The 14673-nt window shown below is 73.8% G+C and carries 13 protein-coding genes; 2 read left to right on the top strand and 11 right to left on the bottom strand.

All coding sequences use genetic code 11. The features are described from left to right. Positions 1 to 63 precede the first annotated feature (63 nt). The 11 genes from IE245_RS08405 to IE245_RS08355 all read right to left on the bottom strand — a co-directional run bounded on the left by IE245_RS08405 (position 64) and on the right by IE245_RS08355 (position 11698). On the bottom strand, positions 64 to 1164 hold the full coding sequence (locus IE245_RS08405; RefSeq protein WP_189946113.1) for a polyprenyl synthetase family protein: 1101 nt from the start codon (positions 1162 to 1164) through the stop codon (positions 64 to 66). Beyond that, positions 1161 to 2588 carry a hydroxysqualene dehydroxylase HpnE gene (gene hpnE, locus IE245_RS08400; RefSeq protein WP_229851140.1) on the bottom strand — a complete coding sequence of 476 codons (1428 nt, stop codon included), beginning with the start codon at positions 2586 to 2588 and terminating at the stop codon, positions 1161 to 1163. Before hpnE ends, IE245_RS08405 begins: the two co-directional genes overlap by 4 nt. Beyond that, positions 2588 to 3535 (bottom strand): presqualene diphosphate synthase HpnD, encoded by a 948-nt coding sequence (gene hpnD, locus IE245_RS08395; RefSeq protein ID WP_189946112.1) that lies wholly within the window; start codon positions 3533 to 3535, stop codon positions 2588 to 2590. The genes hpnE and hpnD overlap by 1 nt, the downstream gene beginning before the upstream one ends. Further along, complete coding sequence (hpnC, locus tag IE245_RS08390; protein WP_229851139.1) at positions 3532 to 4437, bottom strand: squalene synthase HpnC; 906 nt, start codon at positions 4435 to 4437, stop codon at positions 3532 to 3534. Before hpnC ends, hpnD begins: the two co-directional genes overlap by 4 nt. Before the next feature lie 287 nt (positions 4438 to 4724). After that, positions 4725 to 5360 carry a TetR/AcrR family transcriptional regulator gene (locus IE245_RS08385; protein WP_189946111.1) on the bottom strand — a complete coding sequence of 212 codons (636 nt, stop codon included), beginning with the start codon at positions 5358 to 5360 and terminating at the stop codon, positions 4725 to 4727. 119 nt (positions 5361 to 5479) lie between these two features. After that, on the bottom strand, positions 5480 to 6268 hold the full coding sequence (locus IE245_RS08380) for an ABC transporter ATP-binding protein (RefSeq protein ID WP_189946110.1): 789 nt from the start codon (positions 6266 to 6268) through the stop codon (positions 5480 to 5482). Next, a complete protein-coding gene (locus IE245_RS08375) occupies positions 6261 to 7193 on the bottom strand; it encodes an ABC transporter permease (RefSeq protein ID WP_189946109.1) in 933 nt (310 codons plus the stop codon). Before IE245_RS08375 ends, IE245_RS08380 begins: the two co-directional genes overlap by 8 nt. A 150-nt stretch (positions 7194 to 7343) precedes the next feature. Continuing rightward, positions 7344 to 8123 (bottom strand): CDP-alcohol phosphatidyltransferase family protein, encoded by a 780-nt coding sequence (locus IE245_RS08370; protein ID WP_189946108.1) that lies wholly within the window; start codon positions 8121 to 8123, stop codon positions 7344 to 7346. Continuing rightward, positions 8101 to 9162: an iron-containing alcohol dehydrogenase family protein gene (locus IE245_RS08365; RefSeq protein ID WP_189946107.1), complete on the bottom strand. Its 1062-nt coding sequence runs from the start codon at positions 9160 to 9162 to the stop codon at positions 8101 to 8103. Before IE245_RS08365 ends, IE245_RS08370 begins: the two co-directional genes overlap by 23 nt. Further along, on the bottom strand, positions 9150 to 9887 hold the full coding sequence (locus IE245_RS08360; protein ID WP_189946106.1) for a phosphocholine cytidylyltransferase family protein: 738 nt from the start codon (positions 9885 to 9887) through the stop codon (positions 9150 to 9152). Before IE245_RS08360 ends, IE245_RS08365 begins: the two co-directional genes overlap by 13 nt. Continuing rightward, positions 9884 to 11698: a DUF5941 domain-containing protein gene (locus IE245_RS08355; protein WP_189946155.1), complete on the bottom strand. Its 1815-nt coding sequence runs from the start codon at positions 11696 to 11698 to the stop codon at positions 9884 to 9886. The genes IE245_RS08360 and IE245_RS08355 overlap by 4 nt, the downstream gene beginning before the upstream one ends. A 409-nt stretch (positions 11699 to 12107) precedes the next feature. Between IE245_RS08355 and IE245_RS08350 the strand changes: the two genes are divergently transcribed. Together IE245_RS08350 and IE245_RS08345 are read left to right on the top strand one after the other, a co-directional pair. Next, a complete protein-coding gene (locus IE245_RS08350) occupies positions 12108 to 13049 on the top strand; it encodes a cation diffusion facilitator family transporter (RefSeq protein WP_189946105.1) in 942 nt (313 codons plus the stop codon). Positions 13050 to 13252: 203 nt separating this feature from the next. Next, positions 13253 to 14518 carry a bifunctional class I SAM-dependent methyltransferase/N-acetyltransferase gene (locus IE245_RS08345; protein WP_189946104.1) on the top strand — a complete coding sequence of 422 codons (1266 nt, stop codon included), beginning with the start codon at positions 13253 to 13255 and terminating at the stop codon, positions 14516 to 14518. The last annotated feature ends 155 nt before the right edge of the window (positions 14519 to 14673 follow it).

Here is a 14673-nt window from a genome sequence, read left to right as displayed (position 1 = left end):
TGCCGTCGGCCGGTGCGGGTGGCACCGGCCGGCGACCGCGCACTCATATCTGGCTGTGGGTGATCATTTCTTCCGTACGACGACGAAGTCGGCGAGGGCGATCAGCTGGTCGCGCACCCGGGCGGGCATGTCCACCTCGTCGAGCGCGCGCAGCGCGATCGTGTGCTGGCGGCGGGCCTCCTCGGCGGTCCACTCGCGGCCGCCGGCCTCCTCGATGAGGGCGGCGCGGTAGGCGAAGTCCGTCTCGGTGAAGGAGGCGAAATCGGGGGACTTGGCGTCCTCGGCGAGGAGCCGGGCGAGCCGCTCGGACGCCTCTCCGCCGGCGGCGAGGGCGGCGACGACGGGCAGCGACTTCTTCCGCTGCCGCAGGTCGCTCCAGGTCTGCTTGCCGGTGGCGTCCGGGTCGCCCCAGATGCCGAGGAGGTCGTCGACGGCCTGGAAGGCGAGGCCGAGGTGGTAGCCGTACTCCTCCAGCTTGTCGGCGGTGCGGTCGTCGGCGCCGCCGAGGACCGCGCCGATGGAGACGGCGCAGGCGAGGAGGGCGCCGGTCTTGTTGCCCTCCATCTCCAGGCACTCCTCGACGGTGACCCGCTCGCGGTGCTCGTAGGAGATGTCCTGTGCCTGGCCGTCGATGAGCTTGCGGTTGGCGGTGGTCAGCCGGCGGGTGGCGCGGCCGGCCTCGACGGTGCCGAGCTCCAGGAGGATTTCGTTGGCGAGGGCGGAGAGCGCGTCGCCGACCAGGATCGCCTGGGCGGGGCCGAACACCTTCCACACGGTGTCGCGGTGGCGGCGCTGCTCGTCGCCGTCCATCAGGTCGTCGTGCAGCAGCGAGAAGTTGTGCACGAGCTCGACGGCGACGGCGCCGGGGACGCCGACCTCGGGCGCGGCGCCGGCGGCCTCGGCGGACAGCAGGGCGAGCGCGGGGCGCACGGCCTTGCCGCTGTCGGCGTCGGTGGGGTTGCCCTCGGCGTCGATCCAGCCGAAGTGGTAGGCGGCGACGGTGTCCATGGGCGGTGCGAGACGGCCGACGGCCGCCCGCATGACAGGGGTGGACAGGGTCCGTCCCCTCTCCAGCAGGGCGCTGACGTCCGCGGTGTCGACGGCCGGGGTCCCCGGGGGCACGGTCGGCACGGTCTCTCCTCTGGTTCCTGTGATCACACTCATGCCGCCTCCTGCAGCGGATGGTCGTGGCGGCGGCCGAAGGCGGAGAGCGCGGCGCCGGCGGCGCTGAAGCCGCTCCGGACGGCACCCTCCATGGTCGCGGGCCAGCCGGTGGCGGTCCAGGCGCCGGCCAGGTAGAGACCGGGCGCACGGGTGCGGGCGGCGGGGCGGAGGCGCCCGACGCCGGGTGTGGGGGCGAAGGTGGCGGTCCGCTCGCGGGTGACGAAGAAGTCGCGGACCCCGGCGCCCCGGGCGGCCGGCAACAGCCGCTCCAGCTCCGGGAGGTAGCGCTCGCGGAGTACGGAGACGGGGGTGTCGATCTCGTCCTGGGCGGCGGACTGCGAGACGGCCAGGTACTGGCCGGGGCCGGTGAGTCCGGAGGACCCGGTGCGGTCGAAGACCCACTGGACCGGGGAGCCGAGGGCCGTGAAGAAGGGCCGCTTCAGGACCTTGCGGTCGTAGACGACGTGCAGGTCGAGGATGGGCGCGGTGCCGATGTCGAGGAGCCGGTCGACGTCGTCGAGGGCGCCCTCGGGGAGCAGGCCGTGGGTCTCGGTCTGGGGCACGGCGAGGACGACGGCGTCGGCGCCGAGGGTCTCGCCGGGCACCTCGACGGTCCAACGGCCGTCGTCCGTGCGGGAGATCCGCTCGGCCTTGGTGCGCAGCAGGGTGCGGACGCCGAGCCCGTCCAGGGTCTTGCCGGCGAGGGTGTCGTGGAGGTGGCCGAGCGGCACGTGGGCCCAGCCGATGTCGGCGGCGCCGGGGTCGGTGAGCAGCCCGGTCTTGAAGACCATGGCGGCGAGCCCCATGGAGGCGTCCGGGGCGGGGGCGTTGAGGGTGGGGATGCCGACGAGGTCCCAGAGGGCCTCGATGGCGCGGGGCGACTGTCCGTGCCGGCCGAGCCAGGTGGCGAAGTCGATGCCGTCGAGGGCCGGGTCGGCGGGGTCGAGCTTCTTGAGGGCGAGCGCGGCGCGGCCGACGGAGGCCCGCTCGGCGAGCGAGAGGTGGGGGTACGTGGCGAGGCTGCGGGCCAGGTGGAAGGGGACCGGCAGCGGGTCGCGCCGGATCCGTCCGAGTCGGGGCCCGCGGGGGTGCGCGACGTCGAGGACGGGCACGTCGAGCCGGTCCTGGAGGGGAGCGAGCCGGGCGCCGTCGACGCGGTCGAGGAACCAGCGGTAGGCGGTGCAGCACCGCAGGTAGACGTGCTGGCCGTTGTCGACGGTCAGATCGCCGCGCCGGAAGGAGAAGGCGAGCCCGCCGAGGCGGGGCCGCCCTTCGAGCAGCGTGACGCCGACCCCGGCTTCGGCGAGCCGGATCGCCGCGGTGATCCCGGCGAGCCCCCCGCCGACGACGACGGCGGTGGGGGCCTCGGGGGTGTCCGCCGCGTCGCGCGGGCGGGCGGGCCCGGGGGTGCCGGTGGGGGCCATCAGGCGGGCCTCCTCGCGGCGCGGCGGGCGATGTGGCGGGCGTCGAGGCCGGAGAGGCCGCGGACGGCGACGTACGCCTTCTCGGGACCGGGCAGCGAGACCCGGCCGCGGAGCACGGCCCCGGGGTCGCGCTCGATGCGGTCGAGGAGGCGGCGGTAGATGCCTGCCATGGCGGCGACGCAGGCGCCGCTGCGCCGGTCGAGCAGGGGCAGCAGCCGGTAGCCCTCGGTGAAGAGGGCGCGGGCGCGGCGGACCTCGAAGTGGACGAGGCCGGCGAAGTCGGCGCCGGCCGGCAGGGTCCGGGAGCCGAAGCCGTCCTCGCAGCCGAAACGGGCGAGGTCCTCGGCGGGCAGGTAGGTGCGGCCGTTGCCGGCGTCCTCGCGGACGTCCCGGAGGATGTTGGTGAGCTGGAGCGCGAGGCCGAGGGTGTCGGCGTACTCGGCGGCCCGCTCGGACTCGGCGGCGCCCGGCTGGGTGCCGAAGACGCCGAGGGAGAGCCGGCCGATGGCGCCGGCGACGCACCGGCAGTAGACCTTGAGCTCGTCCCAGGTGCGGTAGGTGGCGCCGCGGACGTCCATGAGGACGCCGTCGATCAGCTCGTCGAGCCCTTCGAGGGGGATCGGGAAGCGGCGGGCGGAGTCGGCGAGGGCGACCGCGACGGGGTCGGTGTCGTCCTCGGCGACGTCGCCCTTGCGGACCCGGTCGAGCAGCGCCCGGGTGGTCTCCAGGCGCTCGTGCTTCTCCTCGGGGGCGAGCGTGCCGTCGCCGATGTCGTCGACCCGCCGGGAGAAGGCGTACAGGGCCGACATGGCCTGCCGCCTGTCGGGGGGCAGCAGGCGGATCCCGTAGGCGAAGTTGCGGGCCTGCTGCCCGGTGACGGCCTCGCAGTAGCTGTACGCGGCCTGGACCGGCGCGGACGGCCGGCTCGTGATGTCCTCGACGGTCATGTTCCCCCCTCGGCGCGGGCCCGGAGCAGGACCGCTCCCGTCCGGCGCGCCAGGCTCGGCTTGGTGGGCTTCGGCGGTCCGGCGAGGACGTCGAAGCCGGCGGCGGCGATGGCGTCGAGCGCGGCGAGTCCGCCGGCGGTGAAGCCGGCGAGCAGCAGCCGGAGCCGGCCGTGGACGCTGCCGACGAGCGGGGCGCCCGCGTGCAGCAGGGCGCGGGCGCGTTCGGCCTGGAAGGCGACGAGGGAGCGCACGGCGGATCCGGCGGACGGCCGGGCGAGCTCCTCCTCGGTGACGTGGAACCGCTTGAGGTCCTCGGCGGGGAGGTAGATCCGGTCGCGGCCGAGGTCCTCGGCGACGTCCTGGAGGTGCTCGACGATCTGGAGGGCGGTGCAGATCTCGTCGGAGCGGCGGATCCGCTCGGGGGTCACGGTGCCGGTGATGCCGAGGACGAGCCGGCCGACGGGGTTGGCGGAGAGCTCGCAGTACGCGAGGAGGTCGTCGTACGTCTCGTACCGGCTGACCAGCTGGTCCTGGCGGTTGGCCTGGATCAGGCCGAGGAACGGGCCGGGGGTGAGGCCGCGGCGCCGCACCGTGGGCTGGAGGGCGCGCAGCAGCGGGTGGCGCGGGGACCCGTCGAAGACCCGGTCCAGGTCCTCCTCCAGGGCGTCGAGGAGGGGGAGCGGGCCGGCGTCGGATCCGAGGCCGAAGGGCTCGGCGCCGCCCGGGGCGAGGTCGCCGTCGCCGATGTCGTCGACGAGGCGGGCGTAGCCGTAGACGGCCATGAGGTCGTCGCGCCAGTCGCGGGGCAGGAAGAAGGGGGCCACGGGGAAGTTCTCGTGCGCGGCCTTGCCGAGTGTGGTGCGCGAGGGGCCGTCGGCGCGCACGTGCCGGGGAGTCGTCACCGGGCGGCGCCCGGCGCGGGGACGGCGACACCCACGTGAAGCTGGAGATTCTGCGTCATGGCCGTCATATCTCCCGTTCTACACTGCCGATCCAATCCATCCCATTTCGGACACGCCGCCGCGCACGGAGCACGCGCCCGCCGGGCGTTCCCGGGGGCGCCGCGGCGGTGTGGATCGGACCGGTACAGCTTACGTTGTACGAGGGATGTCGCCATTCGGGGGGTCTGCCGCCGCGCGGGCCGCGCCGGCCGGGCTGACCTGTGGCGTCGGGGCGGGCCCGCCGGAGGTCAGCGGGCGCGGGCTCCGGAGACGACCATGGCGAGGGTGGTCTCGACGACGTCGTCGCGGCGCCGGGCGGGGAGCCGGCGGAGCGGGCCTTCGAGGAGCAGCAGGGAGAGGCCGTGGACGGCCGACCAGGCGGCGGCGCCGGCGGCGGAGCGGCGCCCGCCGCTGCGGTCGAGCGCCTCCAGGGTCTCCCGGAGGAGGGTGAAGGCCCTGATCTCGGGCTCCGGGGGCACGGGCGCGCCGGCCGGCGGTTCCCCTGCGGCGGGGCGGACGGTGCCGAAGGCGGCGCGGTAGAGGCCGGGGTGGTCGACGGCGAAGCCGACGTAGCCGCGGCAGAGGGCGGCGAGCCGGCGCTCGGCGGCGAGCGCGGGGTCGTCGGCGCCGGGCTCGCGGGCGGCGGCCCGCTCCATGGCCTCGGCGAGCCGGGCCCGGGCGTGGCCGCGGACGGTGCGGAGCAGTTCGCCGCGTCCGTCGAAGTGCCGGTAGGCGGCGGTGGGCGAGACGCCGACCCGGCGGGCCGCCTCGCGCAGGACGACCCTCTCGGGGCCGCCCTCGCTGGCGAGGTCGACGGCCGCGCCGATCAGGGCGTTGCGCAGGTCGCCGTGGTGGTAGTTCTTTCCGCCCGAGATCCCTGGCATGGGCTCATCCTGCCCGATGTTGACCGCATGAACATTCCAGCCGGGGGCGGGACCGGCGAAAACCGGAAGCGCCCCCGCCGGTGGGGCGGGGGCGCTGCGCGCGGGACGCGGCGGGGAACTCAGCGGGCGGTCTCGCGCTCGTACGCCTTGAGCACCTCGTCGGTCGGGCCGTCCATCAGGAGCTGGCCCTTCTCCAGCCAGAGCACCCGGTCGCAGGTGTCCCGGATGGACTTGTTGCTGTGGCTGACCAGGAAGACCGTGCCGGCCTCCTTGCGCAGCTCGCGGATGCGCGCCTCGGACCTGATCTGGAACTTGCGGTCACCGGTGGCGAGCGCCTCGTCGATGAGGAGCACGTCGTGGTTCTTGGCGGCCGCGATGGCGAAGCGGAGCCGGGCGCCCATGCCGGAGGAGTAGGTGCGCATCGGCAGGCTGATGAAGTCGCCCTTCTCGTTGATCCCGGAGAAGTCGACGATGTCCTGATACCGCGCGTGGACCTCCTCGCGGCTCATGCCCATGGCGAGGCCGCCGAGGATGACGTTGCGCTCGCCGGTGAGGTCGTTCATCAGGGCCGCGTTGACGCCGAGGAGCGAGGGCTGGCCGTCGGTGTAGACCTTGCCGCTCTCGGTGGGGAGCAGTCCGGCGATGGCGCGCAGCAGGGTGGACTTGCCGGAGCCGTTGGTGCCGATGAGGCCGATGGCCTCGCCGCGGTAGGCGGTGAAGGTGACGCCGCGGACGGCGTGCACCTTGCGGACCCCTCGGCTGACCTCGGCCTTGCCCTTGCCGACGATCCGGCTGAGGGCCGCGGTGGCGCTGCCCTTGCCGCCGCCCCCGGTGTTGACGCGGTAGACGATGTGGACGTCCTCGCAGATGACGGTGGGCGCCAGGGGGTTCTGGGGGGTGTCAGCCACGGCCGTACCTCTCCTCAGCCTTCCAGAAGTAGACGAAGCCGCCGATGCCGAAGAGCAGCGCCCAGCCGAGGGCGGTGGCCCAGACGTGGGCGGGCAGGTTCGAGGCCGCGTAGTCGTCGATGAGCGCGAAGCGGACCAGGTCCATGTAGACCGCCGCCGGGTTGTACATGAGGATGTCCGCGATCCAGGCCGGCTTGTCCGCGAGCATCACGGGGATCGAGAACATGACGCCCGAGGCGTACAGCCAGGTCCGCATGACGAAGGGCATGAGCTGGGCGAGGTCGGGGGTCTTGGCGCCCATCCTGGCCATGATCATCGCGAGGCCGGTGTTGAAGACGAACTGGAGCAGGAGCGCCGGGATCAGCAGCAGCCAGCTGAGCGAGGGGTAGCTGCCGAAGGCGATCGCGACGGCGGCGAGCACGACCATCGAGAAGAGCAGCTGCTGGAGCTGCTGGAGCGAGAAGCTGATCGGGAGGGTGGCGCGCGGGAAGTGCAGGGCGCGGACGAGGCCGAGGTTGCCCGAGATCGCGCGGACGCCCGCCATGACCGAGTTCTGCGTGAAGGTGAACACGAAGATGCCGGTCACGAGGAAGGGGATGTAGACCTCCGTGCTCATGCCGCGGCCCGCCTTCAGGATCAGCCCGAAGATCAGGTAGTACACGAGGGCGTTGAGCAGCGGGGTGGCCACCTGCCAGACCTGGCCGAGCTTGGCCTGGCTGTACTGGGCGGTCAGCTTCGCCGAGGAGAACGCCAGGATGAAGTGGCGGCGGCTCCACAGCTCGCGGACGTACTCGAACAGTCCGGGGCGGGCGCCGCTGACGGACAGGCCGTACTTGGCGGCGAGGTCGCCCGGGGCCAGGCCCTCGTCGACGGAGGACGGGGGCGCGCTCGTCGCGACCGCCCCGCCCTGGTGAATGTCACTCACAGTCGAAACTTTCGTGTTCAAGAGGTGCGGCACGTCGGATACCACGATGTCGGACGGCCGGTGTGGCGGCTCGGCGAGTCATCGGGGTCGCCACACCGTACGCCATTGCGGTGGCCGGCCGGTGAAGCGGGAGTCCCGGCCGGCGCCCGCTCACTTCAGCCGGCTGGACGCCATGATCGAGACGAGGTGCAGCACCGTCTGGAGCAGGGCGATGCCCGCGAGGACCGCGACGCCGAGCCGGGAGAAGAACAGGTCGCCGCGCGCCTGGTCGGCGATGGCGAGCACCAGGATCAGCAGCGAGGCCTCGATGCCGAGGATCAGCCGGTGGAACTTGAGCGCGCCGGCGGCACGGCGGGCCAGCGCCATGCCGGAGGAACGGGGCTCCGAGGCGGCCTCCTTGACCGGGGGCATGCCGTTCTGGTGGCGGGCGACGCCGACCAGGTCGGTCTCGGCCTTGATCAGGATGGCGCCGAGCGCGGCCAGGGTGCCGAGGAAGGCCCACAGCCAGTCGATCCGGCCCTCGCCCCACAGGTCGGCGGCGCGCAGGCCGAAGCCGACGAGGACGGCGGCGTCGCACAGGTAGGCGCCGACCCGGTCCAGGTAGACGCCGGCCAGCGAGTACTGCTTCTTCCAGCGGGCCAGCTCGCCGTCGACGCAGTCGAGCAGCAGGTACATCTGCACGGCGACGACGCCGAGGACGGCGCCCCAGATCCCGGGCAGCAGCAGCGCCGGGGCGGCGAGCACGCCGAAGAGCGTCATTAGATAGGTCAGCTGGTTGGGCGTGACCTTGGTGTCCGCCAGCCGGCGGGTGATCCGCAGGGAGATCTCCCGCATGTAGAGGCGGCCGCCCCAGTGCTCGCCGCTGCGCCGGTCCTTGACGCCCGGCGGGTGGACGACGGGGCGGAGTTCAGCTACCGATGGCTTGGGCATAGTCGGCGTACGCGTCCCTGATCTGTTCGGTGGAGAGGTCGAGGTGTTCCAGGATGGTGAAGCGGCCCGGCCGGGTCTGCGGGGCGAAGTCGACCGCCCGCACGAACTCGTCGACCGTGAAGCCCATCTCCTCCGGCCGTACCGGAAGGCCGTGCCGGCGCAGGGTCTCCACGATGGCGAGGGAGTCGTCGCGGGCCCCGCGCAGGTGCATCGCGAAGGCCGCGCCGAGGCCGCACTGCTCGCCGTGGCTGGCCGCGCGGGCCGGGTACAGCAGGTCGAAGGCGTGGCTGATCTCGTGGCAAGCGCCCGAGGAGGGCCGGGTGTCGCCGCTGATGGACATGGCGATGCCGGACATCACCAGGCCCTCGGAGAGGGTGACGAGGAAGTCGTCGTCGCCGACGCCGCCGGGGTGCCGGAGCACCGCCTCGCCCGCGCTGCGGGCCATGGCGGCGGCCAGGCCGTCGATCTTCTCGCCGGTCTCGCGGTGGGAGAGCTCCCAGTCCGCGAGGGCGGAGAGGTTGGAGACCGCGTCGCCGATGCCGGAGCGGACGAAGCGGACGGGGGCGTCCCTGATCACGTCGAGGTCGATGACGAGCGCGATGGGGGTGGGCACCCCGTAGGAGCCGCGACCGTTGTCGTTGTCCAGGGTGGACACCGGCGAGCACAGGCCGTCGTGCGAGAGGTTGGTGGCGATGGCGACCAGCGGCAGCCCGACCCGGGCCGCCGCGTACTTCGTCACGTCGATGATCTTGCCGCCGCCGAGCGCGACCACGGCGTCGTACCGCTTGCCGCGCATGGCGTCGGCCAGCTCCACGGCCGCGTCGATGGTGCCGCCGGCGACGGTGTACCAGTCGGCACCCGGCAGCTCGGCGCAGAAGCGCTCGCGCAGGGCGATCCCGGACCCGCCGCTGATCGCCACGGCGATCTTGCCGTTGCTGGAGATCCTCTCGTCCGCCATGAGCGCGGAGAGTCCCTCCAGCGCGCCCCGGCGGATGTCGACGACGACCGGCGACGGGATCAGTCGGGTCAGTACCGGCACGCGATCTCCCGGCCCTTGGCGAGATCGTCGTGGTTGTCGATCTCGACCCAGGAGACCTCACCGATGGGCTCGACGTCGACGGTGAAGCCGCGGTTCACGAGCTCCTGGTAGCCGTCCTCGTAGTAGAGGTCGGGGTCGCGCTCGAAGGTGGCCTTCAGGGCGTCGGCGAGCTCCTCGGCGGCCTCGGGCTCGATGAGGGTGACGCCGATGTACTCGCCGGTCGCGTCCGCCGGGTCCATCAGCTTGGTGATCTTCCGGACGCCGGCGCCCCCGGCGGCGACGACCTTCATCTCCTCGTCGGCGAGCGACTTCACCGTGTCGAGGGCGAGGATGATCCGCTTGCCCTCGCCGCGGGCGGCGAGCAGCGTCTTCTCGACGGAGACCGGGTGGACGGTGTCGCCGTTGGCGAGGATCACGCCGCGCTTCAGGACCTCACGGGCGCACCACAGGGAGTAGGCGTTGTTCCACTCCTCGGCCTTGTCGTTGTCGATCAGGGTGAGGGCGAGGCCGTACGTCGCCTCCAGCTCGGCCTTGCGGGCGTAGACGGCCTCCTTGCGGTAGCCGACGACGATCGCGGCCTCGGTGAGGCCGACCTCGGCGAAGTTCCGCAGCGTGAGGTCGAGGACGGTGGTCTCGCCGTCCACGGGCACGAGGGCCTTCGGGAGGGTGTCGGTGTACGGGCGCAGTCGCCGTCCGGCACCGGCTGCCAGAACGAGGCCGATCATGCTGTTTCTCCTTCGTCATGAACAGCGGGCGCTCCGGAGGAGACCCAGAAGCGGATGGACTCCACGGCCACCACGAGGGCGAGCGCGCCCGCGAGTGCGGTCAGCGCCAGGGTGAAGTCGTCGCCGCGGTCCACCAGGAGGGCGGCGAGGACGGTCACCAGGAGCGTGCGCCCCTCGTGTCCGCCGGTGACGCGCACCAGCCAGGCGGGCGGCGCGCCGGTGCCGCCGCGGATGCGGTACACCGTGTCGTAGTGATGGTAGGCGACCGCCGCGACCAGGCCGAACGCCGCGGGGACGGCCTGCGGGACGTCCGAGCGGGCGGCGAGCAGCAGCACGGTGGTGTACTCGGCGGCGCGGAAGAACGGCGGGACGAACCAGTCGAGGGCGCCCTTGAGGGGGCGGGCGACGGCGAGCCCGGCGAGGACCGCGTAGCCGCCGGCGGCGCCGACGGTGGCCCAGCTCCCGACCGGGGCGGTGGCCGCGACGGAGATCATCAGGGCGGCACCGAGGAGCGCGGCGACCGGGGCCGGGGCCGGCAGGCGGCGGGCGGCCCGGGCGACGAGGAGCGCGAGCGGGCCGGAGTCCGCGAGGTCGGCCAGGGCCCGGGCGGCCCGGTCGGTGCGCGGCCCGCGCCGCTTGACCGAGCGCAGCAGCCGGCCGGCCGTGGTGTAGCAGGCGGCGAAGGCGCAGCCGACGATCAGCGCCCAGAAGACGATCCGGGGGCTGGTGGCGGCGGTGAGGACGGCGATCATCGCCCAGCGCTCGCCGATCGGCAGGATGATCATGCGGCGGGCCCAGACGGTCCAGCCGACGCCGTCGAGCTTGCTGGACAGCGCCAGGCTGGTCCTGGCGGTGGAGCCGGCGGCGGCCGTGTCGGCGACGTTCGACTCGTTGAACGAGAAGTCGACGACGTGCCGGCAGGTCATGAGGACCATGGCGGCGAGCGCGAGGGTCCACACGTCGTCGCCGCCGCGGGCGGCGCCCAGGGCGAGACCGGCGTAGAAGGCGTACTCCTTGGCCCGGTCGAAGGTGGCGTCGAGCCAGGCGCCCATCGTCGAGTACTTGAGCGCGTACCGGGCGAGCTGCCCGTCGGTGCAGTCCAGGACGAAGGAGACGAGCAGCAGCACGCCGGCGGCGATGTAGCCGCCGCGCTCCCCGGTGGCCGCGCAGCCGGCCGCGATCAGGGCGGTGAGCAGCGAGGCGGTGGTGACCTGGTTGGGGGTCAGCCCCCGGCGGGCGCACCAGCGGGCGATGTACCGCGAGTAGGGGCTGATGAAGAAGGTGGTGAAGAAGCCGTCGTGGGCCTTCACGGCGGAGCGGAGGCGGACGGCCTCGTCGTCGACGGCGTCGACGGCGGCGCGGGCCTCGTGGCGGGCCGCGGCGTCGGTGGGGACGGCGGCGACGAGGGTGCCGAGCGCGGGCCGGTGCACGGCGACGCCGTCGGCGTCGAGGGCGTCGGCGACGGCCTCGGTGAGGTCGCGGTCCGGCTCGGCGGCGGCCGGGGCGGTGGGCGCGGGGACGGCGGTCAGCGCGCGGACCAGGGCCGGGCGGGCCTCGGGCTGCGCGGAGAGCGCCCCGGGCACGGCGGCGGCCGGGAAGCGGGGGTCGGTCAGCGCGAGCCGCAGGGCGTGGCGGTGTCCGACGAAGCGGGAGTCGACGAGGGCGACGCGCTCGCCCGCGGGGGCGGCGGCCAGGAGGGCACGGGCCTCCTCGGCGCCGGTGGCCCGGCGGACGTGGAAGCCGAGCGACCGCAGATCACCGTCGAGCGAGGATCCGGGTGCCGGCGGGCCGGTGAGGATGGCGGTCGACAGACGAACTCACTCCTTGGGACGGGCAGAGGGCCGGCGGGGCCTGTCGGTCCCGGGCACGACGGTGCGCCCCGGCACCGGGCGGCGGCACGTCGGCTGAGGCTATCGGATCGACGGAGCGTGAGTTCACCGAGGCTTCGCACGCCGGACGCCCCCCGGTCCGCCCGCCGCCGCCGGGGTGCGCCGCGCTCCGCGCGATCATCATCGGTGATCGGCGGCCCGCCCTCCAAACCGGTGTCGGGAACCCTCCGGACGACATTCCGGCAGGTGATCGTACGAATACCGCCCCTGAGGGCATCATCGCAGGTCAGAGCAATGACAACGGTGTTCAGTACCGTGTTGCGCATACCCCCCACCCGTAGTTCACTGGCGGATCGGGGCACCGACGGATCAGGACTTGGGAGGCCATGTCATGGGGGCTGGACACGACCACGGGCACAGCCACGGGGGCACGCCGCCGACGGGTACGGCGGGCGCCGCGTACCGCAGCCGGTTGCGGATCGCGCTCGGGATCACGCTCTCCGTGATGGTGGTCGAGATCGTCGGCGGCGTGGTCGCCGACTCGCTCGCGCTCATCGCCGACGCGGCGCACATGGCGACCGACGCGATCGGGCTCGCGATGGCGCTCCTCGCGATCCACTTCGCCAACCGGCCTCCTTCCGGGAACCGCACCTTCGGCTTCGCCCGCGCGGAGATCCTGGCGGCGCTCGCCAACTGTCTGCTGCTGCTCGGCGTGGGCGGGTACGTGCTGTACGAGGCGGTCCAGCGGTTCATGGAGCCGGCCCAGACCAGGGGCGGGCTCGCCATCGCCTTCGCCGCGGTCGGCCTGGTGGCCAACGTCGTCTCGCTGTCGCTGCTGATGCGGGGACAGAAGGAGAGCCTGAACGTCCGGGGCGCCTATCTGGAGGTCCTCGCCGACGCGCTCGGCTCGGTGACCGTCATCGTCTCGGCCGCGATCATCCTGGCGACCGGCTGGCAGTACGCCGACCCGATCGCCTCCCTGGTCATCGGCCTGATGATCGTGCCGCGCACGGTCAAGCTGCTGCGCGAGACCCTGGACGTGCTCCTGGAGGCGGCCCCCAAGGGCGTGGACATGGCGGAGGTGCGGGCGCACCTCCTGGCGCTGCCGGGCGTCGAGGACGTGCACGACCTGCACGCGTGGACGATCACCTCAGGGATGCCGGTCCTCTCCGCCCATGTGGTGGTGGACGCGGGGGCGCTGGACTCGGTCGGCCACGAGAAGATGCTGCACGACCTCCAGGGCTGCCTGGGCGACCACTTCGACGTGGAGCACTGCACCTTCCAGCTGGAGCCGGCCGGGCACGCCGAGCACGAGGCGAAGCTCTGCCTGTGACCGCCGGGGCCCGGCTGTGAGATGCTCGTCGTACGAACACGTGCGTGAGAGGAGCTGAGGTTGATGACCGTCGCGAGGGAGGCCGCCTTCCGCGGCCGCACCCGGTCCAGCTTCAGCTCCCGGGTCTCCGGCTGACCTGATCCCGGTTCTTCCACCGGTCCGTCACGTCGTCGGCCGGGGCCCTTCACCCGAGGGTTTCCACGTTGTCCGACAACGACATCCAGAACGCTTCCGCGTCCCACGACGCCTTCTTCGCCCTGCACCACGGCCTTCCGCGGCAGGGGCCGGGCTCCGACGCCACCACCCGCCGGCTCCTCGCGCTCGCCGGACCGCTGCCCGCGCGTCCGCGCGTGCTCGACCTGGGCTGCGGCCCGGGCCGCTCCGCGCTGCTCCTGGCCGCCGAGGCGGGCGCCGAGGTGACCGCCGTCGACACCCACGAGCCGTTCCTCGACGAGCTGCGGGCGGCCGCCGCCGCCCGCGGTCTCGCCGGCTCGGTCCGCGCGGTCCGCGGCGACATGGGCGCGCCGCCCTTCCCCGACGGCTCCTTCGACCTCGTCTGGGCCGAGAGCTCGGTCTTCGTGCTCGGCTTCGACCGGGCGCTCGCCGAGTGGCGCCGACTGCTCGCGCCGGGCGGGACGCTGGTCCTCACCGAGTGCGTGTGGACCACCGCCGCGCCCGCCCCGGAGGCCCGCGCCTTCTGGGACGAGCACTATCCGCTGCGTACGGTCGCCGAGCTGGCCGCCGTCGCGGTCGGGGCCGGGTACCACGTGCTCGGCACCTTCCTCCAGCCCGACGGCGACTGGGACGAGTACTACGTCCCGCTGGCCGCCCACGCCGACGCGGCCGACACCTCGGTGCCGGGCATGGCCGGGGCCGTGGCGGCCGCCCGGGCGGAGATCGCGCTGCGCCGCGACCACGGCGGCGACTACGGCTACGCGGGCCTGGTGCTCCGCCCGGCCGACCCCCGCTGGCCCACCCGCCCCGAGCGGGAGGCCGACCGCGCGGCCGTACGGGAGGTGACCGCGGCGGCCTTCGGGTCGCCGGCCGAGGCCGAGCTCGTCGACGCCCTGCGCGCCGACGCGGACGCCTGGCTGCCGGGGCTCTCGGTGGTGGCCGAGGCCCCGGACGGCTCGGTCGCCGCGCACGCGCTGATCACCCGCTGCCGGGTGGACGGGGCGCCGGCGGCGGCGCTCGCGCCGGTGTCGGTGGCGGCGGCGCACCAGCGGACCGGTGCCGGGCAGGCCGTCGTCCGGGCGGCGCTCGACGCGGCACGGCTCGCGGGCGAGCGGCTCGTGCTGGTGCTCGGCCATCCGGAGTACTACCCCCGGTTCGGCTTCGTACGGGCGTCCGAGTACGGAATCAAGCCAGGTTTCGACGTTCCGGACGAAGCGATGATGGCGCTGGTCCTGGACGGTTCCGGGCCCGTGCCGCCGGGCACGATCGCCTATCCGGCGGCGTTCGGGGTCTGACCTGCCCGTGACGGTCCTCCCGTCGCGCCGCCGCTCCCCCGCGCCGGCGTTACTCCGGTGCGGTGGGAGCGGCGGGCTCCGGCCGCCGAAGTGCGGACAAGCCGGTTTTGTACGGCAGACTGGGTGCGCCCCCAGGGGCCGAGGACCGAAGCGAA

The sequence above is a fragment of the Streptomyces roseolus genome, assembly GCF_014649855.1.
Taxonomy (GTDB): Bacteria; Actinomycetota; Actinomycetes; order Streptomycetales; family Streptomycetaceae; genus Streptomyces; species Streptomyces roseolus.
This window is presented reverse-complemented; position numbering and strand designations above follow the sequence as displayed.